18 protein-coding genes are annotated in these 21574 nt (G+C 69.9%); 12 read left to right on the forward strand and 6 right to left on the reverse strand.

Annotated elements, in window-relative coordinates; genetic code table 11:
* The first annotated feature begins 141 nt into the window (after window positions 1-141).
* The 6 genes from WG898_RS12245 to WG898_RS12270 all read left to right on the forward strand — a co-directional run bounded on the left by WG898_RS12245 (window position 142) and on the right by WG898_RS12270 (window position 5062).
* Complete coding sequence (locus WG898_RS12245; RefSeq protein ID WP_339603078.1) at window positions 142-1830, forward strand: AMP-binding protein; 1689 nt, start codon at window positions 142-144, stop codon at window positions 1828-1830.
* 79 nt (window positions 1831-1909) lie between these two features.
* Complete coding sequence (locus WG898_RS12250) at window positions 1910-2485, forward strand: GNAT family N-acetyltransferase (RefSeq protein ID WP_339603079.1); 576 nt, start codon at window positions 1910-1912, stop codon at window positions 2483-2485.
* A gap of 5 nt (window positions 2486-2490) precedes the next feature.
* Window positions 2491-3396, forward strand: coding sequence for a GNAT family N-acetyltransferase (locus WG898_RS12255; RefSeq protein ID WP_339603080.1), 906 nt, complete (start codon window positions 2491-2493; stop codon window positions 3394-3396).
* Window positions 3397-3436: 40 nt separating this feature from the next.
* Window positions 3437-3871 carry a GNAT family N-acetyltransferase gene (locus WG898_RS12260; RefSeq protein ID WP_339603081.1) on the forward strand — a complete coding sequence of 145 codons (435 nt, stop codon included), beginning with the start codon at window positions 3437-3439 and terminating at the stop codon, window positions 3869-3871.
* Between the two features lie 53 nt (window positions 3872-3924).
* Window positions 3925-4311, forward strand: coding sequence for a VOC family protein (locus tag WG898_RS12265; protein WP_339603082.1), 387 nt, complete (start codon window positions 3925-3927; stop codon window positions 4309-4311).
* 19 nt (window positions 4312-4330) lie between these two features.
* Window positions 4331-5062, forward strand: coding sequence for an SDR family NAD(P)-dependent oxidoreductase (locus tag WG898_RS12270; RefSeq protein ID WP_339603083.1), 732 nt, complete (start codon window positions 4331-4333; stop codon window positions 5060-5062).
* Here the strand turns inward: WG898_RS12270 and WG898_RS12275 are convergent.
* Window positions 5059-5736 carry a DUF4336 domain-containing protein gene (locus WG898_RS12275; RefSeq protein ID WP_339603084.1) on the reverse strand — a complete coding sequence of 226 codons (678 nt, stop codon included), beginning with the start codon at window positions 5734-5736 and terminating at the stop codon, window positions 5059-5061. The two genes, WG898_RS12270 and WG898_RS12275, sit on opposite strands and share 4 nt — an antisense overlap.
* Before the next feature lie 94 nt (window positions 5737-5830).
* Between WG898_RS12275 and WG898_RS12280 the strand changes: the two genes are divergently transcribed.
* The gene (locus WG898_RS12280) at window positions 5831-6685 is read left to right on the forward strand and encodes a helix-turn-helix domain-containing protein (RefSeq protein ID WP_339603085.1); all 855 of its coding nucleotides are present in this window, start codon (window positions 5831-5833) and stop codon (window positions 6683-6685) included.
* 3 nt (window positions 6686-6688) lie between these two features.
* Here WG898_RS12280 and WG898_RS12285 read toward each other — a convergent pair whose 3' ends face one another.
* Window positions 6689-10654: a two-component regulator propeller domain-containing protein gene (locus WG898_RS12285; protein ID WP_339603086.1), complete on the reverse strand. Its 3966-nt coding sequence runs from the start codon at window positions 10652-10654 to the stop codon at window positions 6689-6691.
* 107 nt (window positions 10655-10761) lie between these two features.
* Here WG898_RS12285 and WG898_RS12290 point away from each other — a divergent pair, with 107 nt between their 5' ends.
* Window positions 10762-11397 (forward strand): LysE family translocator, encoded by a 636-nt coding sequence (locus WG898_RS12290; RefSeq protein ID WP_339603087.1) that lies wholly within the window; start codon window positions 10762-10764, stop codon window positions 11395-11397.
* On the opposite strand, the gene WG898_RS12295 is transcribed toward WG898_RS12290, so the two are convergent.
* From WG898_RS12295 to WG898_RS12310, 4 genes are read right to left on the reverse strand one after another with little or no spacing between them, the layout of a single operon-like run.
* The gene (locus WG898_RS12295; protein WP_339603088.1) at window positions 11394-13064 is read right to left on the reverse strand and encodes a SulP family inorganic anion transporter; all 1671 of its coding nucleotides are present in this window, start codon (window positions 13062-13064) and stop codon (window positions 11394-11396) included. The genes WG898_RS12290 and WG898_RS12295 overlap by 4 nt on opposite strands.
* Window positions 13065-13098: 34 nt before the next feature.
* Complete coding sequence (locus tag WG898_RS12300; protein WP_339603089.1) at window positions 13099-14091, reverse strand: Bug family tripartite tricarboxylate transporter substrate binding protein; 993 nt, start codon at window positions 14089-14091, stop codon at window positions 13099-13101.
* 48 nt (window positions 14092-14139) lie between these two features.
* Entirely contained in the window at window positions 14140-16188 is a 2049-nt protein-coding gene (locus WG898_RS12305) for a GGDEF domain-containing protein (RefSeq protein WP_339603090.1), read from the reverse strand.
* A complete protein-coding gene (locus WG898_RS12310; protein ID WP_339603091.1) occupies window positions 16185-18275 on the reverse strand; it encodes a diguanylate cyclase in 2091 nt (696 codons plus the stop codon). The genes WG898_RS12305 and WG898_RS12310 overlap by 4 nt, the downstream gene beginning before the upstream one ends.
* 321 nt (window positions 18276-18596) lie before the next feature.
* Here WG898_RS12310 and WG898_RS12315 point away from each other — a divergent pair, with 321 nt between their 5' ends.
* Genes WG898_RS12315 through WG898_RS12330 form a run of 4 tightly spaced genes read left to right on the forward strand, consistent with a single transcriptional unit; the run spans window position 18597 to window position 21574 of the window.
* Entirely contained in the window at window positions 18597-19340 is a 744-nt protein-coding gene (locus WG898_RS12315; RefSeq protein ID WP_339603092.1) for a TetR/AcrR family transcriptional regulator, read from the forward strand.
* On the forward strand, window positions 19337-19861 hold the full coding sequence (locus tag WG898_RS12320) for a DUF2867 domain-containing protein (RefSeq protein ID WP_339603093.1): 525 nt from the start codon (window positions 19337-19339) through the stop codon (window positions 19859-19861). Before WG898_RS12315 ends, WG898_RS12320 begins: the two co-directional genes overlap by 4 nt.
* A complete protein-coding gene (locus WG898_RS12325) occupies window positions 19845-21215 on the forward strand; it encodes an ABC1 kinase family protein (protein ID WP_339603094.1) in 1371 nt (456 codons plus the stop codon). Before WG898_RS12320 ends, WG898_RS12325 begins: the two co-directional genes overlap by 17 nt.
* Window positions 21191-21574 carry a DUF6463 family protein gene (locus WG898_RS12330; protein ID WP_339603095.1) on the forward strand — a complete coding sequence of 128 codons (384 nt, stop codon included), beginning with the start codon at window positions 21191-21193 and terminating at the stop codon, window positions 21572-21574. Before WG898_RS12325 ends, WG898_RS12330 begins: the two co-directional genes overlap by 25 nt.

Genomic DNA, 21574 nt, shown 5'->3' on the forward strand with positions numbered 1-21574 from the left:
AAGCACGGCTAGAGCGGGCCCTCTTAAATCGACGGGACCCGCACAAACCCGCTGGCGGCCTGGCCGACTCTGTCTACCATCTGCAGATAGCCTTCGCTATCTAGACCAAGCAGTGGTATGAAAAACAGGAGACAAGACCCCATGGCCAGCATTCCCGCCGACAGCCTCGCCCTGCAACGCCTCTACCACTGGGAGCGCACGGCCGCTGAGCGCGTGATCCTGACCCAGCCTCTTGGTGGCGGTGAGGTCCAGACCTTCACCTGGGGCCAGGTGGCCGACCAGGTGCGCCGCATGGCCGCGCATCTGCAGGCCCAGGGCTGGGAGCCCGGCTCGCGCGTGGCCATACTCTCCAAGAACTGCGCCTGGTGGCTGATGAGCGACCTGGCGATCTGGATGGCCGGCTATGTCTCGGTGCCGCTCTACCCGACGCTGGCGCCCGACACGATCCGCCAGATCCTCGCCCATAGCGAGGCCAAGGCCTGTTTCATCGGCAAGCTCGACGGCTGGGCCGGCATGAAGCCCGGCGTGCCGGCCGACCTGCCCTGCATCAGCTACAAGCTCTCGCCCGACGATGCCAAGAAGTCCTACGAGGGCTGGGATGCGATCTGCGCGCGCACCGCGCCTCTGCAAGGCGAGCCGCTGCGCGGCGCCGACGAGCTGGCGACGCTGATCTACACCTCGGGCACCACCGGAGCGCCCAAGGGCGTGATGCACAGCTTTACCAACTTCGCCTGGGCGCTCACCGCCGCGATCGGCCGCGTGCCCATGGGCGCCGACGACCGCCTGCTCTCCTACCTGCCGCTGGCCCATGTGGTGGAGCGCGTGCTGGTCGAGCATGGCTGGCTGCGCGCGGGTTTTCGCGTCTACTTCGCCGATTCGCTCGACACCTTTGCCGCCGATCTGCAGCGCTGCCGCCCCACCATCTTCTTCTCGGTGCCGCGCCTGTGGGTCAAGTTCCAGCAGGGCGTGCTGCACAAGATGCCGCAGGCCAAGCTCGACAAGCTCCTGCGCCTGCCGCTGATCGGCGGCCTGGTGCGGCGCAAGATCATGAAGGCGCTGGGCCTGGACCAATGCCGGGTGGCCGCCGGTGGCGCCGCGCCCATGCCGGTGGCGCTGCTGGACTGGTACCGCCGCCTGGGCCTGGCCATCAACGAAGGCTATGGCATGACCGAGAACCTGGCGATCTCGCACATCACCATTCCCGGCAAGAACCAGACCGGCACCGTCGGCCCGGCCTATGACGGCGTGCAGACGCGCATCGATCCGGCCAGCGGCGAGCTGCAGATGAAGAGCCCGGCGCTGATGCAGGGCTATTTCAAGGAGCCCGAGCTGACCCGCCAGGCCTTCACCGAGGACGGCTGGCTGCGCACCGGCGACAAGGCCCAGCTGGACCCGAGCGGCTGCCTGCGCATCACCGGCCGCGTGAAGGACCTGTTCAAGACCAGCAAGGGCAAGTACGTCGCGCCCGCGCCGATCGAGGACAAGCTGATGCTGCACAGCGCCGTGGAAGCCTGTGTGGTGACCGGCGCCAATATGGGTCAGCCGGTGGGCATCGTGATGCTCTCGGCCGACGGCATCGCGGCCAGCCAGGACCCGGCGCAGCGCGAGCAGCTCAGCGCCGAGTTGAACGCACACCTGAAGTCCATCAACGCCCACCTCGACCCGCATGAGCAGATGGATTGCCTGGTGGCGGTGAAGACCCCCTGGACGGTGGACAACGGCTTCATCACCCCCACCTTCAAGGTCAAGCGCAACCGCGTGGACGAGGTCTACGGCCCGCAGCTGGAGGGCTGGGTCGAGCAGCGCAAGAAGGTGGTGTTTGGCGATTGATTGGGTGATAGAGCGGCCGGGGCGTGCCGCCACGCCCTGACTTGTGTCGCGCTGCGCATGCCGGGGCTACATTGGCCGCATGAGTAGCAGCAGCAGCAATGAAAACTTTCCGGTGCTGGAAACCCCGCGCCTGCGTCTGCGCGAGATCGTGGCCAGCGATGCGCCGGCCTTGTTGGCCATCCATGGCAATGCCGAGCATATGCGCTGGTTCGGCTGCGATGCCATGGCCGACCTGGCCGCGGCAGAAAACCTGGTGCGCACCTTCGCAGGCTGGCGCCAGGCGCCCAACCCGGGCACGCGCTGGGGGCTGGAGCTGAAGGATCAGCCGGCCGGCCTGATCGGCAGCTGCGGCCTGTTTGCCTGGCACCGTGGCTGGCGCAAATGTGCGCTGGGCTACGAGATCGCGCCCGGCCTGGCGGGCCGCGGCCTGATGCAGGAGGCGCTGCGCGCGGTGCTCGACTGGGGCTTTGCCGAGATGGGCGAGCTGCATCGTGTCGAGGCGCAGATCCACCCCGACAACACCGCCTCGCTCAAGCTCGCACGTCGGCTCGGATTCGTGCAGGAAGGACGGGCGCGCGAAGTCGGCTTCTGGGGCGGCCGCCATCACGACCTGCTGCAGCTGAGCCTGCTCAGGCGCGAGTGGCAAACACAATAGCAAGCATGACGAATGTGAACCTGAACCGCCGCCCCGCCACCCGCGCCGACATCCCGGCCATGTCGGCGATACGCATTGCCGTGCAGGAGAACCGCCTCAACAATCCGGCGCGCGTCACCACCCAGATGTACGAGGACTATCTGCACAAGCTCGGCCGCGGCTGGGTGGCCGAGCTGGAGGGCGAGATCATCGCCTTCTCCTATGCTGCCGCCGCGGATGCCTCGATCTGGGCGCTGTTCACCCAACCCGGCCGCGAGGGCCTGGGCGCGGGCAAGCAATTGCTGCGTTTGGCGGCGGACTGGCTGTTCGGCCTGGGCTTCGAGCGCGTGCTGCTGGGCACCGAGGCGAACACCCGCGCCGACCGTTTTTACGCCGCCCAGGGCTGGGCGCGCGGTGCGATGCGGCCGGGCTCGGTGGAGGTGGACTTCACGCTGAGCAACCCCGGCCCACTGCGCATCGCGCCGCTGGCGCCGGCCGAGGCACAGGCGCTGCTGACGGCCTCCGACGCCTATATGCGGGTGCGCTACCCGGCCCTTGACGAGGCCCATCTCGAGACGGCCGAAGCCCTGGGTCGCCCGGGCGTGAGCCTGCTGGGTGCCTGGTGGCAGGGGCAGCTGGTGGCTTGTGGCGCCGCCAAGCGCGTGCAGGACGATGCGGCGGCCGAGCCCTATGGCGAAATCAAACGCGTGTTTGTTGCCGAGGCCTGGCGCGGCCGCGGCATCTCCAAGGCCTTGATGCAGCGCCTGGAGCTGCTGCTGCAGGCCCAGGGCCTGACGCTGGCGCGGCTCGAAACCGGCATACACCAGCCCGAGGCCCAGGCCCTCTACCGCGGTATGGGCTACCGGCCTTGCGGCCCATTTGGAAGTCATGTGGCCGACGCGACCGGGGTGTTCATGGAGAAGCTTCTGTAGGTCCGGCGGCAGCCCCCCCCGCTGCACCTACCATCGGGCGATGACAAATTACCAACTCAGCCTCAGCGACGTCGCCGACGAGGCCACCCGCCTGGCCATCGTGGCGCCACTGCGCGCCTACAACGAGGCGCAGGCCGGGCCCGGGAACTACCAGCCCCTGGTCATCACCATCCAGGATGGCGCTGGCCAGATCGTCGGGGGCCTCTGGGGCAGCACCGGCTACGGCTGGCTCTACACCCAGCTGCTGGCCGTGCCCGAGCATTTGCGCGGCCAGGGCATGGGCAGCAAGCTGCTGCTGCAGGCCGAGGCCGAGGCACGCTCGCGTGGCTGCGTGGGCTCCTGGCTCGATACCTTCAGCTTCCAGGCGCGCGGCTTCTACGAGGGCCTGGGCTACAAGGTGTTTGGCGAAATAGGCGACTATCCGCCGGGCGGCTCGCGCTGCTTCATGAGCAAGCGGCTGGACGGCGGGCTGTGAAAGCCGGCTCGCCCGGGCTAGCATCAGGCGATCAACTGTCACGGGAGCTTTCCATGCAACGCGTCACCGGTATCGGCGGAATCTTCTTCAAGGCCAGGGATGCCGAGGCGCTGCGCGCCTGGTATCAGCGCCATCTGGGCATAGACGTGCAGCCCTGGGGCGGCGCGGCCTTCAGCTGGGCCGATGGGCAGGGCAAGCCCTGCGGCGGCAGCACGATCTGGAACATCGGCGCGGCCGACAACGACTACTACGCCCCCAGCACGGCGCCCTTCATGATCAATTACCGCGTGGCCGACCTGCAGGCACTGCTGGCGGCGCTGCGCGCCGAGGGCTGCCAGGTGCTGGACAAGACCGAGGACTCCGAGTACGGCAAGTTCGGCTGGGTGATGGACCCCGAGGGCAACAAGGTCGAGCTCTGGGAAGCGCCGGCGGGGCAGTGAATCTCAGCAGGACCAGCGCATGGATCTGCAACTGCAAGGCCTGAGGGCCATCGTCACCGGCGGCTCGGCCGGCATCGGTGCGGCCATCGTGCAGGCGCTCGCGGCCGAGGGCTGCGAGGTGGCTTTTTGCGCGCGCGATGCGGGCCGCATCGAGGCCCAGCTGGCGCGCTGCGCGGGCCTGCCCGGGCGTGTCAGCGCGCGCGCGCTGGATGTCACCGATGCCGCAGCCTTTGGCGCCTGGCTGTCCGAGTTCGAGGCGCTGGACATCTTCGTTGCCAACGTGAGCGCGCTGTCCGGCGACTGGGAGGCCGCGCTGCACACCGATGTGCGCGCCACAGTGGCCTGTTGCGAGGCGGTGCTGCCGCTGCTGCAGCGCTCGTCGCATGGCGCGCTGAGCTATGTGGGCTCCAAGGCCGGCTCGCTGGCAGCGCCCAACTCGGCCGCCTATGGTGCTGCCAAGGCGGCGCTGGCGCATTACATGAAGTCCCTCTCGGCGCGCCTGCTGCCAAGTGTGCGCGTCAACACCGTCTCGCCCGGCGATACCCTGTTCGAGGGCGGCATCTGGGGCCGCGCGCGGCGCGAGGAGCCCGAGCTCTACGCGCGCGTGCTGGCGCGCAACCCGATGCAGCGCCTGGCCACGCCCGAAGAGGTGGCGCGCGTGGTGGCCTTTGTGTCGAGCCCGGCGGCGAGCTTTGTGGCGGGCGCGAACTGGTATGTGGACGGCGGCTCGACCGCGCATGTGCAGTTCTAGCACAGGGAACGCAAGGCCTGCGCCACCCGCGCATGGGCATCCTTGTCGATCACCGCGTCATGCGCCATCAGCACGCGCTCGAACGGCCAGGCCAGCAGGCGCTCGGTGCTGCGTCGCACGGCCGCACGGTCGCGCACCAGGGCGCGTACCGTGCGGGGGGCGGCCAGTTGCCGGTGCACACCGGTCAGGTGCGCATAGAGCCGGGCCGGCCAGCCGAGCTCGCCCTGCCAGCATTGCAGCAGGTCGGTGAGTATCAGGCTGGCCGAGGGGCGGTGGAACCAGACGGTTTCGTTGGCGTAGGGGATGCCTTCGAACAGCGTCCAGTCGAGCTCGGGCGCCCAGGGTGCCGTGGCGGCTTCGGGCAGCTCGTGCAAGCTCGCGAGCTCGGGCCGTTTGGCCTGCAAGCCGGGCGCGCCAAACTGCTGCGCCTGGGGGAAGGCGGCCGCGCCATCGGCCAGGAAGAGGTGGTGGGTCTTGCTGGGTGCGACGATGTAACTCACCTCGCCAAGCTCGCGCAGCTGGGCGCGCAGCGCGGCGTTTATGGGTACCGGCGAGTGCAGCCAGAGCCGGCTGCCGGGCAGCTGCACCACGCTCATGCGTGTGCTGATGGCCAGGCCGTTGGCGCGGAATTGATGCTGGACATGCCAGAGCTGATCGGTGATGCGGTGGAGCACGGAGCGGGTCCCTTCTGGTGGCGCAGGCCGCCATGCTCGCGTGCCGGCGCGGCGGCGTATTGAAGAGTTTCGACATTGCGTAGACTGCTGCGCCATGCCTGCCGAGTCGAATTCCTACAGCCGCCTGCTGCTGCCGCATCCCAGCCTGGCGGGCTGTGTGCGCGGCCTGATGTGCCGCAGCACCATGGGCCAGGAACTGCCGCCAGAGCAGCGCTTCAACCACTACCCGGCCACGCCGCTGTGCAGCCTGAACTGGTGGCTCGCGGGCACGGCCGAGCTGCTGGCGCCGGGTGCGCCGGCCTTGCTCACGAGCCCGCGCCAGCGCTTGCCGGTGGCCCTCAGCCTGAGCGGGCCGCAGACCATGCCCAGCATCACCTGGAATCCCGGCCCCGCCCATGGCCTGATGCTGCTGCTGCTGCCGGATGCCTTGCAGCGCCTTACCGGCCTGGCCCCGGCGAGCCTCATGAACCGCAGCGTGGACGCCGCTGCCCTGCTGCCGCCAAGCTGGCTGGCGATGGCCGCCGAGGTGGCTGCCGCGCCCGACGACGCCGCGCGCATGGCCTGCATCGAGGCCTTTCTGCGGCCCTTGTGGCGGGCGCAGCCGGCGCCTGGCTTGCAGCGCTATGCCGAGTGGGCCGAGGGCCTGGCCCTGCATGCGGCGAGCTCGGCAGCGGGGCGCAGCCTGCGCCAGCTGGAGCGGCGCATTCGTGCCTGGGCCGGCCAGCCCTTGCGCGAGCTGCGCGGCCTGGGGCGCGCCGAGCGCACCTTCTTCGCCGCCCTGCGCGCGCCGCAGCCACCGGCCTGGGCCCAGCTGGCGTTGGAGCAGGGCTTTGCCGACCAATCGCATCTGTGCCGCGAGTCGCGCCGCATCACCGGCTGCACACCCGCGGAATTGCGTCGACGCATCGCCTGCGACGAGGGCTTCTGGGCCTACCGGGTCTGGCAGTAGCCGTCAGATCTCGAAACTCTGCGCCTGCGGCGCCTTCAGCGGCAACAGCAGCTCGAAACACGCGCCCGCGCCCGGCGCGGTGCTGGCAGTGATGCTGCCGCCCAGCAGCGAGTTGACGATGTTGTAGCTGATGTGCAGGCCCAGGCCGCTGCCGCCCTGGCCCAGCCGGGTGGTGAAGAAGGGCTCGAAGATGCGCTTCAGGTGGGCGGGGGCGATGCCGCGGCCGTTGTCGCTGCAGCTTAGCAGCACCTGCTCGCGCCCCTGCAGCTCGGCGGCGAGCCGGATATGGCCGCCCTTGCGGCCCTCGAAGCCATGCAGCACGGCGTTGACGATCAGGTTGCTGAGCACCTGGCCGAGCGGGCCGGGGTAGCTGTCCAGCAAGATGCCACCGGGCACATCGAGTTGCAGCTCGTGCTGGTCGTGGCGCAGGAAGTTCTGCAGGGTCAGTGCGACCTCGGTGCAGACCAGCTGCAGATCGAAGCTGCGGCGCTGGTCCGAGCGCTGGTCCAGCGCCAGCTGCTTGAAGCTCTGCACCAGGGTGGCGGCGCCCTCCAGGCTCTTCATCAGCAACTCGGCCGAAGCGTTGATGCCCTCGCAATAGCCGTCCAGCTCGGAGCGGCGCAGGCCGCCGTCGCCGAGGCGCTGCTTGAAGCGTCGGCTGCTGTCGCGCAGGGTGCTGGCCATCATCAGGGCGTTGCCGATCGGCGTGTTGAGTTCATGTGCAACGCCGGCCACCAGCGCGCCCAGCGCCGCCAGCTTCTCCTGCTCCACCAGCTTTTCACGCGTCAGCTCTAGGTGGTGATAGGCCTCGGCCTTGGCCAGCGCCACCGCAGCATAGGCGCCCAGATTGCGCAGCATGTCGAGGTCGGTTTCACGGTAGGCGTCGGGCCGGCTGCTCAACACGCTGATGACGCCCATGACCTGGCCCTTCAGCAGCATGGGCACATAAAGGCCCGAGCGCGCCGGGCTCGGCGCCATGCCGTCCTCCAGCTCGACCTGCTGGGCCTCGCCGAGGGCGCGCACACGCTCGTCCAGCATGCGCACATCGCGGCCCAGCTCGCGCACGATCAGCTCGCGCGCATGCAGGGCGCATTGCGAGGCATGCTGTTCCTGGGCGTCGAGGCTGCGCTTGTAGGGCTTGAAGGCGCGACCGCCCTGGCGCACAAAGTCGAAGCGCAGCAGGCGCTCGTCCCAGTCCACCAGGCCGACGCCGAACACGCTGGCGTCCATCAGCTTGTCGACATGGCGGTAGAGCGTCTCGCAGATGTCCTTGGCGTCCAGCGAGGCGGTGAGCTCGCGGCCGATCTCGCTCAGCAGGGTGATGCTGCGGCGCGCGCGCTCGGCGGCCTCATGCTGCACCTCCACCGCGCGCTTCTCGCGCTCCAGCTGCTGCTGCTGTTCCACCACCTGTTGGGTGCGCGCCTGCACCTGCTGCTCCAGCAATTGCCGGGCGCGCTGCAGCGAGCGCAGGCGCAGCTGGTGCAGCAGGGCCAGGCCCAGCAGCAGCAGGGCGAGGGCCAGGGCGCGGAACCAGCGGCTGCCCCACCAGGGCGGAAGTACCTCCACCGAGAGGCCGAAGGCGCCCTCGCTCCAGACCCCGCCAGCGCCCGCCGCCTTGACAAGCAGGCGGTAGCTGCCCGGGTCCAGGTTGGTGTAGGTGGCCACGCCCTCGCCGGGCTTGCCGTAGATCCATTCCTTGTCGAAGCCCTCCAGCATCCAGGCGTACTGGTTGAGCGCGTGGTCGTAATAGCTCAGGGCGGCGAACTCCAGGCTCACCATCGCCTCGCGGTGCGAGAGCCGCAGCGTACGGGCCTCGTGCAGGGGCCCGGCTATGCCCAGTTGCTGCAGGCTCGGCGGTGTGCTGCCGGAGCCGGACTCGGCCGGCGCCGCGGCGGCTTGCGTATCGCTCGCCAGCAGCGAGCGGTTGAACACCAACAGGTCCGACAGCACCACGCGCGGCGGGGCGAGGTTGTCGCGCAGCAGCTCGGGCTTGAAGACATAGAGCGCCGCCGCGCCGAAGAACAGGCTGCCATCCTCGCTGCGCGCCGCCGCGCCGAAGCTGAACACGCCGTCGAAGGGGCCGCCATGGCTGGGGTAGAGGCGCGCCATATGCTGCTCGGGGCGCAGGCGCACCAGGCCGCGCTGGCCCGACATCCAGAGTTCGCCGTCGACGGCGTCCTGGATCGCATTGATCCAGCCCGGCGGCATGCCCAGGGTGTGGCGCCAGGAGGCCAGGGTCCAGCCCGAGCCGTCCTCCAGCAGCTCGTAGAGGCCCAGGTCGGTGCCTACCCAGATGCGTCCGCGGCTGTCCTGGCGCAGTGCCTGGATGTTCAGGCGCGCCGGGTTGGCGATGCCGGCGCTGGGCCGCAAGGGCTGTTCGAAGCTCTCGCTCTCGGGACGCCAGCGGTGCAGGCCGCCCTTGGTGCCTATCCACAGCCGGCCCTCGCGGTCTTCCAGCAGGCAGTCCACCGTGTCGTGCGCGAGCGCGCCGGGGCTGCCGGTGGCGCGGTAGCTGCGCAGCCGGCCCGTGGCGTCGATGCGGTACAGGCCTGCCGCGCTGCCGGCCCAGACCTCGCCCTGGCGGTCGCGCAGCAGCGAGCTGATCGAGGCGCCGCCCGGTGTGCGGTGGTCCAGCGCGATGCGCTGGTGGCGTTGCAGGCGCGTGTCGTAGCGCGTCAGGCCCTCCTCGCCACCGATCCAGAGCCGCTCGGCACCCTCGGGCAGCAGGGCCTTGATGCGGGCGACGCCGGTGGCGGACGGTGCGATGCGCTCGGCATGGCCGCTCGGCAGGTGCAGGCGGTTCAGGCCGGCGCCGTAAGTGCCTACCCAGGCATGGGCGCGGCCGTCCGGCACGATCGCCATCACGCCCGGCTGGGCCAGGCTGTCGGCCACATCGGGCAGGTGGCGGTAGCTGGTGAAACCCTGGCTCTGCAGGTCTACCAGACTCACGCCATCACCCCAGGTGCCGACCCACAGCGTGCCGGCCTCGTCCTGGAACAGCGCGGCGACGGCGTCGCCGCCCAGGCTGTTCGGCAGCGCCGGATGGTGGCGAAACCATTCGGCCGGCGGCGCGGCATCGCGCAGCCGCAGCAGGCCGGTGCTGCTGCCCAGCCAGACGGTTTTCTCACCGTCCTGGCGCAAGGCGTACACCACGCCCAGCTTGGGCAGCAGGGCGGTATCGGCGTGCAGGCGTGGCGCGTTGCCGCCGAGCTCCCAGATCTGTGCGCCCGCATGCGTGCCGACCCAGAGACGCTGCCGGTGGTCCAGCAGCAGGCTGCGCACCGTGCCGCGCACGGCGTCGCCGCTGGCGGCGGCGGCATCCAGGCTTAGCAGCTCGCGGCCCTCGGCATCCAGGTGCCTGACCTGCGCGCCCTGGCCGACCCAGACACCGCCGCTGCCGTCGGGCAGCAGGGCGCGTGCGGTGGCGCTGGCGTCGCCGCCGACCCGCTCGGCGCGTCCGCTGCTGAGCTCGTAGCGCAGCAGGCCGCCCGCGGTGGCCAGCCAGAGGCGGCCGCTGCCATTCGGGGCCAGCGCAAACACGCGCCGCTGCTGAGCGCTCATCCAGGCAGGTAGCTCGTGGCGGCGGATGCGCTCGCTGCCCCAGTCCAGATGGTCGAGGCCGCGCGCCGTGCCCACCCACATGCCGCCCGCGCCATCCGCCAGCAGCGCCTGCACGAAGGCATGGCTGAGGCTGGCGGCCTGCTCGGGCTCGGAGCCAAACAGCTTCATGCGCCGGCCGTCGTAGCGCGCCAGCCCGGCCACCGTGCCCAGCCACATGAAGCCGCGCGGGTCCTGCAGCAGCGCGGTCACCGAATCGTCCGGCAGGCCCTGCTCGCCGCGCAGATGCTGGAAACGCAGGGTCTGCATGGCCGCGCTCTGCGCCTCTGCGACGGCGGGGGCCAGCAGCAGGCCGGCCAGCAGGGCGAGCAGCCTCGTCAGCGCGTGCAAGCAGGAGGACAGGCGTGCCATGGCCATGTGCGTGGTGCCGCGGCTCGCCGCTGGCAGACTCCCTGGCGTGGCGTGAACAGGTCCTAGGTTACCGTAGACTGATCGCCTTTGGCGAAGGAAAACCACCCATGCTGGGCATCCACGATCTGGGCCTGTTTATCATTTCCGGGCTGCTGCTCAACATCGCGCCGGGGCCGGACTCCGTCCTCATCATGGCGCGCAGCGCCAGCCAGGGCTGGCGTGCCGGATCGGCGGCGGCGCTGGGCGTAGGCGCTGGCACCATCGTGCATATCCTGGCGGCGGCGCTGGGGCTCTCGGCCCTGCTTGCCACCTCGGCCACCGCCTTCGGCATCGTCAAGCTGCTGGGCGCGGCCTATCTGCTTTATGTGGGGGCCGGCATGCTGCTGGCGCGTGGCAAGCCGGCGGCTGCCGTCGAGGCGCCGCCGCCGGCGGCCCTGCCTTATCGCAAGATCTTTGCCCAGGGTTTCTGGACCAATCTGCTGAACCCCAAGGTGGCGCTGTTCTTCCTCGCCTTTGTGCCGCAGTTCATAGACCCGGCGGCCGAGCACAAGGCGCTGGCCTTCATCGTGCTGGGTGCGATCTTCGATTTCAACGGCATGCTGTGGTGCCACTTCCTGGCCTGGAGCACCGCCATGGCGAGCCGGCGCGTACGCCTGGCTGGCCGCTCGGCGGCCTGGCTGAACCGCGCCATCGGCGCGATGTTCGTGGGCTTCGGGCTGCGGCTGGCGTTTGCCGATCGCTAGGGGCTCACCCAATCGGGCGACTGGCCCAGACCCTCCACCATGCCCTGGTGGTGGCTCAGATAGAGCCGGCCCTTGAACCAGCGCTGCCAGTCGCTCGCCTTCAGGCGGTCCAGCACCGGGCCCTTGACCTCGCTGAGATCCAGGCGCACATGCTGGCGCGCCAGCGCATCGTGCAGCTCGCGCAGCGCCTCCAGGCCGCTGAAATCGATGCCGTTCACCGGCGACATCAGCAGCACCACCCGCCTGGCCTCGGGATGCTGGTCCAGATGGCCCTGCACCACGTCGCTGAGATTGCGCACATTCGTGAACAGCAGGCTTTCGTCGATGCGCAGGCCCAGCACGCCGGGCTGGCATTCGACCTGGTAGCGGCCCACATTGCGGTAATGCTCGGTGCCCGGCACGCGGCCGATCAGCGCCACATGCGGGCGCGCGGTGCGCTGCAGCAGCAGGGCGATGGCGCCCAGCACGCCCAGGCCCAGCGCCGGCGTGATGCCCCAGCACAGCACCAGCAGGCTGACGCCCAGCATCAGCAGGCACTCGGGCCTGTCATAGCGCCAGGCCTGCGCGTACGGGCCCAGCTTGAGCCCAGAGAGCACCGCCACCATGATGGTGGCCGCCAGCACCGACTTGGGCAGCCAGGCCAGCGCGGGCGCCAGCAGCAGCATGGCCATGGCCATGAAGAGGGCCACCAGCACCCCGGCCATGCGGGTGCGCGCGCCGGCATCGCTCATCAGCACACTGCGCGAGAAGCTCGCCGCCACCGGCATGCCGCCAGTCAGCGCGGCGGCCAGGTTGGCGGCCGCCAGACCCATCAGCTCACGCCGTGGCGTGACGCGTTGGGCATGGCGCCGCGCCAGCGATTCCGCCACCACCAGACTGCTGACATAGCCCACCAGGGCGATCACCGCCGCGCCCGGCAGCAGCGCCCACCAGAGCTCGGCCTGCAGGCGCGGCAGCGTGAACGGCATGTGCAGGGGCGGCAGCTGGCCCACCAGGCTGACGCCATGGCCGCCCGCATCGCTGCGCCAGGCCAGCGCCATTGCCGCCAGCAGCAGGGCCAGCGGCGCCAGCCGCGCCAGCACCGGGCTCAGACCTTGCCGGGCCAGCACCAGCAGCGCCAGCGCGCCCAGGCCGAAGGCGGCGGTGAGCGGCCTGGCGATCCAGCCGCTGGCGGCGGCGCTTTGCACAATGGTCGGCAGGTCGAAGCCCTGGGCCGGGCTGCCCAGCAGCACCGGCAATTGGCTGGCGGCAATCGTGAGGGTGGCGCCGGTCTCGAAGCCGTGCAGCACCGGCACGCTCAGCAGCGCGGCCAGGGCGTCCAGGCGCAGCGCCGCGGCCAGGGCCAGGATCAGGCCGATCTCGGTCGCCAGCACCAGGGCCGCCTCGCCGGGGCTCACGCCCGCTGGGGCCAGGCCCAGGGTCTGCGCGATCATCAGCGCCAGCACCGCCACCGGACCCACCGCCAGAAAGGGGCTTGAGCCGAAGGCGGCATAGAACAGCAGCGGCAGCAGACTGGCATACAGGCCCACCTGGGCGGGCAGGCCGGCCAGCATGGCATAGGCCAGGCTTTGCGGGATCAGCAGTACGCTCACCACCAGCGCGGCGAGCAGATCGTCCTTGAGAAGGTGCTGGCCGTAGCTGCGCCAGTGGGGCGGGAGGAGGGGCATGCGGCGCGAGTATAGGCAGCGCTTGTGCGCCGCCTCAATCGACCTTGGCGCCCGAAGTCTTCACCACCCTGGCCCATTTGGCGCTCTCGCTGGCAATCAGGGCGGCGAACTCGGCGCTCGTGTTGCCGCTGGCGAGCGCGCCCTGCGCAGCCATGCGTTCCCTGATGGCCGGATTGGCGAGCGACCTGGCCACCTCGCGCTGCAGCCGCGCCACCTGGTCGGCAGGCATGCTGGAAGGCGCGAGCAGGCCGAACCAGGAGCTGGCCTCATAACCTTTCAGCAAGGCGCCGCCGGCCTCGGCGATGGTGGGCAGCTCGGGCACCGCCTCGCTGCGCTGCGCGCTGGTGACGGCCAGGGCCTTGAGCTTGCCGGCCTTGATGTGCGGCAGCGCCGAGGGCAGGTTGTCGAACATCAGGTCGGTGTTGCCGGCCATCAGGTCCATCAGCGCCGGCCCGGAACCACGGTAGGGGAAGTGCAGCATGAAGCTGCCGGTCATGCTCTTGAACAGCTCGCCGGCCAGGTGGATGGAGGTGCCGTTGCCGCTCGACGCCATGTTCAGCCGGCCGGGGTTGGCGCGCGCCACCCGCACCAGATCGGCCACCGAGTTGATGCCGTAATGCTGCGCACGCGCCGGGTTCAGCACCAGCACATTGGGCACCGCCGCCACCAGGGTGATGGGCGAGAAGTCCTTCACCGGGTCGTAGGGCAGCTTGGGGTAGAGCGACTGGTTGATCGCATGCGTGCCCACCGTGCCCATCAGCAGGGTATGGCCGTCGCTGGACTTGGCGACCTCGGCGGCACCCAGGTTGCCGCCCGCGCCGGGCCGGTTTTCCACCAGCACCGGCTGGCCCAGCGCCTTCTGCAGCTCGGGCGCGATGGCGCGTGCCAGCAGGTCGGTGGTGCCGCCGGGTGCGAAGGGCACGACGATGCGCAGCGGCCGGTTCGGCCAGGGGGCTTGTGCCAGCGACCAGGGGCTGATGCTCAGGGCGGCCAGGCCCAGCAGTTCACGGCGCGTCGGCTTGCTCATGCGCACCAGTATCTGGCGCGGTCTCGCCGCCGCGCCCTGGGGCTTCCACTATGAAAACTGTGAATGCTGGGTGGAGTTCTGCCAGCGCGGCGGCCCTGCCACCTGCTGCAGGCTGACGCGTTCGGACGAGCAGGCGGCGTCGAAGTCGGCCTCGATCTGCAGCAGCGCGTCGCTGTCCTGCGCCAGCACGGTGACGATGCCGACCGCGCGGTTGCGGCCCTGCGACTTGGCGGTGTAGAGCGCCATGTCGGCCCAGTTCACCGCCTGCTCCCAGTGCAGCTTGAGCCTGGAGGGCGGCAGCGGGAAATGCGCATAGCCGATCGACACGCTCACCTGCAGCGGGCCGCTCTCGATCTGCACCGGCGTGCTGCCCACGCCGAACAGGATGCGTTCGGCCAGCTGCGGCAGCTGGCTTTGCGGCACACCGGGCGCGAACACCAGGAATTCCTCACCGCCCCAACGCACCACCAGGTCTTCGTTGCGCACCGCCTGGGTGATGCGTTTGGCCACCTCGCAGATCACGATGTCGCCCGCGGCATGGCCATGGCGGTCGTTGACATGCTTGAAGTGGTCGATGTCGACCATCAGCAGGGCGCCCTCGAAGCAATCGGCCTCCTGCTGCGCCATCACGCCCAGGAAGTGGCGCCGATTCGCCAGCTCGGTGAGCGGGTCGCGCTCGCTCTGGATGCGCAGCAGCGCCTGCTTGGCCTTGAGCCTGCGGTTGGCATCGCGCACGCGCAGCAGCATCCAGCCCACCAGCAGCATCGACAGGCCCAGCAGCACCGCCAGCGCCACGCCTACCTGGCTGGCGCGCTGGCGGTTGACGAGCTGCTGCTCCTTGACGGCGTTCTCGCGAGCCAGCAGCTGCAGGTCGCGCTGCTTGCCCTCGCTGTCGTACTTCAGGCGCAGCTGCTGCAGCGAGGCCTCGCGGTTGCGTGCCGCCACCTCGGCGCTGAGCTGGCGCTCCTCGTGGTAGAGACGGATGGCCTCCTTGGCCTGGCCGGCGTCGGCGAAGGCCTGGCCCAGCTCGCGCAGCTCGGCGACGCGCTGCGCGCCTTCGGTCTGGCTCTGGCGCAGCACGTCCACGCGCGCGATCTCCTGCCGGGCGGCGTCGAACTGCTTGAGCAGCACCAGCGCCACCGAGAGGTTGTGGCGCAGCGTGCGTTCAAAGCGCAGGTCGCGGAAGCGCGTGATCACCGGCAGCGCCAGCCTGGCCATCGCCACGGCCTTGGCGGGCTCGCCCTGGTGCATATAGGAGTCGACCAGATTGCCCTGCACCTGCGCCACGTCGCGCGTGGCATCGGCCTCGGTGGCATAGCGCAAGGCCTCTTCCAGCAGCTTGAGCTGCACGGCGGGCTCGTGCCGGCGCGCCGCCAGCGCGGCTTCGTAGATCTTCACCCTGGCCATGGCCTCGGCATCGCCCTGCGCGGTCTGCAGCGCCAGCGCGATGTGCTTGTTCATCGCCTCGGGCTGGCCTTGCAGCTGGTTCAGCAGGGCCAGGTCGCCCAGGCTGAACACCGTCATCAGCTTGTCGTGTCCGGCCTGGACCAAGGCCAGCGCGAAGCTGTTGCTGGTGTTGGCGAAGGCGAGTTCGCCACGGTTGGTCTGGTGGCGCTGCAGGATGCGCAATGCCGCCCAGCTGGCGCGGAAATCGCACATGCCGCTGGCCACGCTTTCGGCCGGCTGGCTGCGCGAGCAGCCGCGCTCCAGACCCTGCAGGCTTTGCTGCGCCAGCTCGCCGGCCAGGTCGCTCTGTGCGCCTTGCTCGGCGATCTCGGCGCGCAGCAGCTTGGCATGGTCTTCGGAGCGGCGCGCCAGCTTCTCGGCCAGCTCCTGCGCCTGGCGGATCTCGCCGATGGCCAGCAGCAAGCGCGCACGCGCCAGTTCGAACTGCCAATGGCCGGACTCGGCGCCACCGCCATGCTTCTCCTTCTGCAGGCGCTCCAGCACCTGCAGGCCGGCCTCGGGATGGTTGGCGGCCAGGCGCGCCACCGGCGCCAGCCGGGTGTCGAGTTCGGCATCGAAGGACTGGGCCTGGGCGCATGCGCACCAGGTCAGTGCAAGCGCCAGGCATGCGGCGCTGCCCGGCCGAGTCATGCCGCCTCCTCGGCCTGCGGCCCCTGCAGGCTGCAGAGCTGGACCCGGCCCTCGTGCCAGGCCGCCTCCATGCGGCCGGCCAGGTCCTGCAGGCTGTCTTCGTCGGAGGCTTCCATGCTTTCGATGCCATAGGCCCGGTTGCGGCCATGCGCCTTGGCCATGTACATGACGGTGTCCACCAGGTCGATGGCGCGCTCCCAGTTGACCGCCAGGTTGTGCGGCGCGAGCGGGAAGCTGGCGAAGCCGATCGAGGCCGTCACGGCGATGGCCTGACTGCCATGTTGCACGGCCTGCTGGCCGATCTGGTCCAGCAGGCGCTGCGCCAGCAGGCGGGCGTCGTCGGCGGCGCGCGAGGCCACCACGATGAGGAACTCCTCGCCGCCCCAGCGCACCACCAGGTCCTGTTCGCGCAGCGTCTGGCGCAGGCGCCGTGCCACCTCGATCAGCACCGAGTCGCCGGCCGCATGGCCATGCACGTCGTTGACGCGCTTGAAGTGGTCGATGTCGATCAGGAACACCGTGCCCGAGAGCCTGCCCTGGTCGGCCAGCAGCTTGATGGCGGCCTGGAAATGGCGTCGGTTCGCCAGCCCGGTGAGCGGGTCGCGCTCGCTCTGGATGCGCAGCGATTCGTTGGTGTTCTTGAGGGCCTGGTTGGTCTTGCGCACGCGGCGGTAGGCCAGGCTCAGCAGCGCCGCCGAGACCAGCACGCAGCCGCCCAGCGCGCCCCACAGCTTGAGCTGCAGGTCGCGCGCCGTGATCTGCTCTTCCTTGAGGCTGTTGTCGTGGTTGAGCAGGGCAATTTCCTTGGCGCGCTGCTCGTCGTCGTAGCGCGCCTGCGCTTCCAGCACGGCCTTGCGGTTCTCTTCGCGCAGCACCAGATCGGAGAGCCGGCGCGCCTGGTGGTAGGCATGGACGGCGCCGCTGAGGTCGCCAAAACGCTCCAGATAGCCACCCAGCTCCAGCCAGCCGTCGGCCGCATAGGTGCTGGCCTCGCGCTGCTCGTCCATTGCAATCGCCTGCATGACCTCGCGCTTGCCCTCGTCCAGCCGGTGCAGACCGATCTTGGCAATGCCGGCGTTGTGGCGCGCCAGCGTCTCGGCGGCCACGTCCTGGGTCTTCGCGGCCAGCGCCAGGCTTTCCTGCGCCAGCTGCAAGGCCTTGGCATAGTTGCCGCGCCTGAGGTGGTAGTCGGCCGAGTTGCCCAGCGCCAGCGATACCAGCGTGTCGGACTTCATCTCGCGTGCCGCCGCCAACGCCTGCGCGTTGGCCTCCGTGGCAATGCGGCCGTCGCCCTGTTCGGAGTAGACGATGAAGCGCGAGGTGTAGACCGAATTCAGCGTCACCGGGTCGGGATCCAGCTGGGCCTCGGCGAGCGCCTGTGCATCGGTGGCGGCGGCGCGCTCCTGTTGCTGGGCGCGGAAGTAGGCGAAGGCCAGATTGCCCAGCGAAATCGCGCGACGCCAGTGCGAGTCCATGCGCTCGGCCAGCTTGAGCGCCGCCAGCCCGCCGTTGATGGCCTCGTCCATCTCGCCGCGGTCACCCATTACCTTGGACAGGCGCAGCTGGGCACGCCACAGCAGGCCGGCCTCGACCGGGCCGGGCCGGTAGGCGGCCAGGCCCGCGAGGGCCTGGCTGGCCGCGGCCAGCTCGCCGTTCTTGGCAAACCGGGTGGCGCGGGCGAGCTTGGCGGCCAGTTGCGCGGCTGGGCGCAGCGCCTCCTTGGGCCATTGCTCCAGCTCCTGCAGGATCTGGTCAAGCCCGCTGCGCTCACCCAGATTGGCCAGCAGGGTAGCACGCAGGCTGAGCGCCTCCAGGCGTTCGGCGCTACCGGCTGGCAATTGCTCCAGCAGGCTCTGCAGGGCCTGGGCATCCTGCTTGGGCAGGGCGATGTCGCGCCGCTCGATCTGTTCCAGTGCCGCCCAGCTGGCGCTGCTGCCGCGCAGCTGGCCGGCCGCCACCGGGGGGCTTGCCGTGACGGGCGCGGCCGGTGGCTGGCAGGCCGGCAGGCCCAGCGTCAGGCCCAGACTCAGCGCCAGGCGCAGGCAAGCAGCACCTGCACCGGGTGCACGAGCTCCTGCGTCAGCCAAGAAAGCCTTGCTCATCCTCTGCCCTATCGACGCACGGCGTGGCATTTCGAATGCCGCGACCCGCCATGCGTTCTCCTCTGCATGCCCGGCGCAGTGTAGTGAAGCCACCGGGCGCGACGCCTAGGGAAGTTCAGCATATCCCGACAGCTGGCCGGCACTCCTGTGCAATATGTCGTCAGATGGCGGGCCGCCACGCCATGGTGGGCGCCAGGCGCTACGGCGCCACGACGGCGAAGAACGCCAGCAGGTTTAGCTTGCAAACCCTGTGTTGTATACGTACTATCCATTGACGTTTGAATTTGTCGTTTTAATGGATAGCAAATGAAGATATCCAAGTCGCAGCAGGACAAGAACCAGCGCCTCGTCCTGGCCGCCGCGGTGGAGCTGATGAGCCGCCAGGGCTACGAGTCCACCAGCATGAAGCAGATCGCGCGCGCCGCCGGCCTGGGCGACGCCACCATCTACAAATACTTCCCCAGCAAGGAAAAGCTGGTGCTGGGCTATTACGAGCTGGCCTTGGGCGAGGCGGTGGCGAGCACGCTCAAGACCAAGGGCCTGGCCGCCTTCGCCCTGCAGGAGCGCCTGCAGCGCCTGGTGGACGCGGTGCTGGAGCGCCTGCTGCCGGACCGCGAGTTTGTTGCGCTCACGCGCCAGCTGGCGCGCCAATCGCCCCTGCTGCTGATGGGCGACGCGCTGCCCGGCAAGCCGCTGCTCAAGGCCACGGTGAGCGACTTCCTGAGCCAGGCCGAGGCCGCCGGCGAGATCGCCGCCTGCGATTTCAAGGGCCTGCTGGCCGGCCTGTTCGCCGACTATGTGTTCGGCCTGCTGGTCTACTGGCTGCAGGACGAGAGCGAGGAGTTCTCCGACACCACCCAGCTCACCGACCTCAGCCTGGGCCTGCTGGTGCTGATGCTGCAAAGCGGCCTCATCAACAAGCTCGGCGAGCTCGGCGGCTTCTTGCTGCGCAACCAGCTGGCGCGCCTGCTGCAAGGCGGCAGCGGCATGCTGGACCTGCTCAAGCTGGCGCGGCGCGGCCTGGGCGCGGTGCAGGAGGCGCGTTCATGAAGGTTTGCAAGATCCCCGTGCCGGCGGCCAGCGTGCTGGCGGCCAGCCTGCACAACGCCGACTTTGCCGACTGCTATCTGCTGCCCGACCCCGAGCCCAGGCACGGCGTGCTGCAGAGCTATCTGAGCTTCAGCGCCCTCACGCCCGGCTGGATGAACGCCCTCATGGCGATGCGCAACCGCGTCGTCGCCCTATTCGGGCTCAAGCAGCTGGGCAGCCTGCCGCCCCAGCAGCGCGACAAGCCGGCCGAGGCCTATCGCATCGGGGACCGCATCGGCATCTTCACGCTCGAAGAACTGCACCCCGAGGAATTGGTGATCGGCGACAACGACCGCCACCTGCATGTGCGCCTCTCGCTGCTGCGCCTGGCCCAACCCGATGGCAGCACGCGGCTGGCGCTCAGCACAGTGGTGCACGAGCACAACCGGCTCGGGCGCATCTATATGTGGGTGGTGGGGCCAGCGCACAGCCTGATCGTGCCGCTGATGCTGCGCCAGGTGATCCGTGCCCAGCAGCGCTGACGCCAAGCCGCCGCGCCGCGGCCGGCTGGCGCGCACCGCGATTGCCGGCGGTGCGCTGGCGCGCGCCGGTGTGGCGCGCCTGGCCCACAAGGCGCAAGACCTGACCCTCAACGAGGCCCAGCGCGGCGCCGCCGAGGCGGCGCGCGAGGCCGAGCTGGGCCGCATCCTGTTTGCCGCGCTGAACCAGCTCAAGGGCGTGGCACTGAAGGCCGCGCAACTGCTCAGCACCGAAGCCAGCCTCTTGCCCGAGGGTCTGCGCGAGCAACTGGCCAAGGCCTGCTACCAGGCCACGCCACTGAACCAGGCCCTGGTGGGCAAGCGCATGCGCCAGGCCCTGGGGCCGGACTGGGAGCAGCGCTTCGCCGACTTCGAGCCGCAGGCCTTTGCCGCCGCCAGCCTGGGCCAGGTGCACCGCGCGCGCCTGCCGGATGGGCGGGCGGTGGCGCTCAAGCTGCAATACCCCGGCATCGCCGCCACGGTGAAGAGCGATATGCGCCTGCTGCGCACCCTGCTGGGCGGGCTGGCGCTGGCGGGGGCCGCCCTGCCGGATGCGAGCCTGCTGGCGCGCGTGCTCGACGATATCGAAGCCACGCTGGCAGCCGAGCTGGACTATGCGCAGGAGGCGCGCGCGCTGGACAGTTTCCGCGCCGAACTCAGGCTGCCGGGCCTGGTGATACCCGAGGTGATGCATGAGCAAAGCGGCGCCCAGCTGCTGTGCATGCAGGCGCTGGACGGCCAGCACCTGCAGGAATGGCTGGCCACAGCGCCCAGCCAGGCCGCGCGCGACCGCGCCGGCCAGCTGATCTTCGACGCCTTCATTCAGATGGTGTTTGTGCTGCGCCGTCTGCACGCCGACCCGCACCCCGGCAACTACCTCTTCATGCCGGATGGCCAACTGGGCCTGCTGGACTTCGGCTGCACGCGCGCGCTCTCGCCCGCCTTTGGCGCCGGGCTGGCGCAGGCCTGGTCGGCGGGCCTGCGCGGGCCGGCGGGGCTGGTGGCGCTGCGCGCGGCCTACCTCGGCCTGGGCCTGATCGACGCCAGCCTGGACCAGGCGCGCTTCGACGGCGAGCTCTACCCGGCGCTGCGTGAGTTGCTGGCCTGGCAGCTCGAACCCTTTGCCCAGCCCTGCTTTGACTTCAGCCGCCGCAGCCCCTTGCCTCGCATGGACGGCGCGCGTCACCGCATCGCCCTGCGCCACCTGCGGGACATGCCCGCCGCGCTGCCCTATTTCGACCGCGCCTACCTGGGCCTGAACCAGCTGCTGACCCAGCTGGGCGCCCGGGTGCGCACCGACAACCCATTCATCATTTACTCGGGAGAAAACTCATGCAGGAACAAGCCATCGCCCTGAAACCGCGCGTCTGGATGGGCCACTGGCTGCTCGGCGTCGCGGCGCTGCACACCGCCTTTGCCCTCGTGGTGTTTGCCCAGGTCTACCGGGATGTGCTGGCGCGCGGCCTGATCAACACCGTGGGGCGCGACCCCATGGTGGCGGCGGCCGTCTGGTTCCTGCTGTTCGGCTTTGTGCTGGCCCTGCAGGCCCTGGCCATCACGCCGCTGGAGCGCGCCGGTGCGCAGCGCGCCCTGCGCGTGCAGGGCTGGGGCCTGCTGGGCCTGGCCCTGCTGGGCGTGGCCTTGATGCCGGATTCGGGCTTCTGGCTGGCGTTTCCGCCGGCGCTGTTGATGTTGTGCCGGCGGGGCGCGCAGTGA

It is taken from the genome of Paucibacter soli, assembly GCF_037482845.1.
Taxonomy (GTDB): domain Bacteria; phylum Pseudomonadota; class Gammaproteobacteria; order Burkholderiales; family Burkholderiaceae_C; genus Paucibacter_B; species Paucibacter_B soli.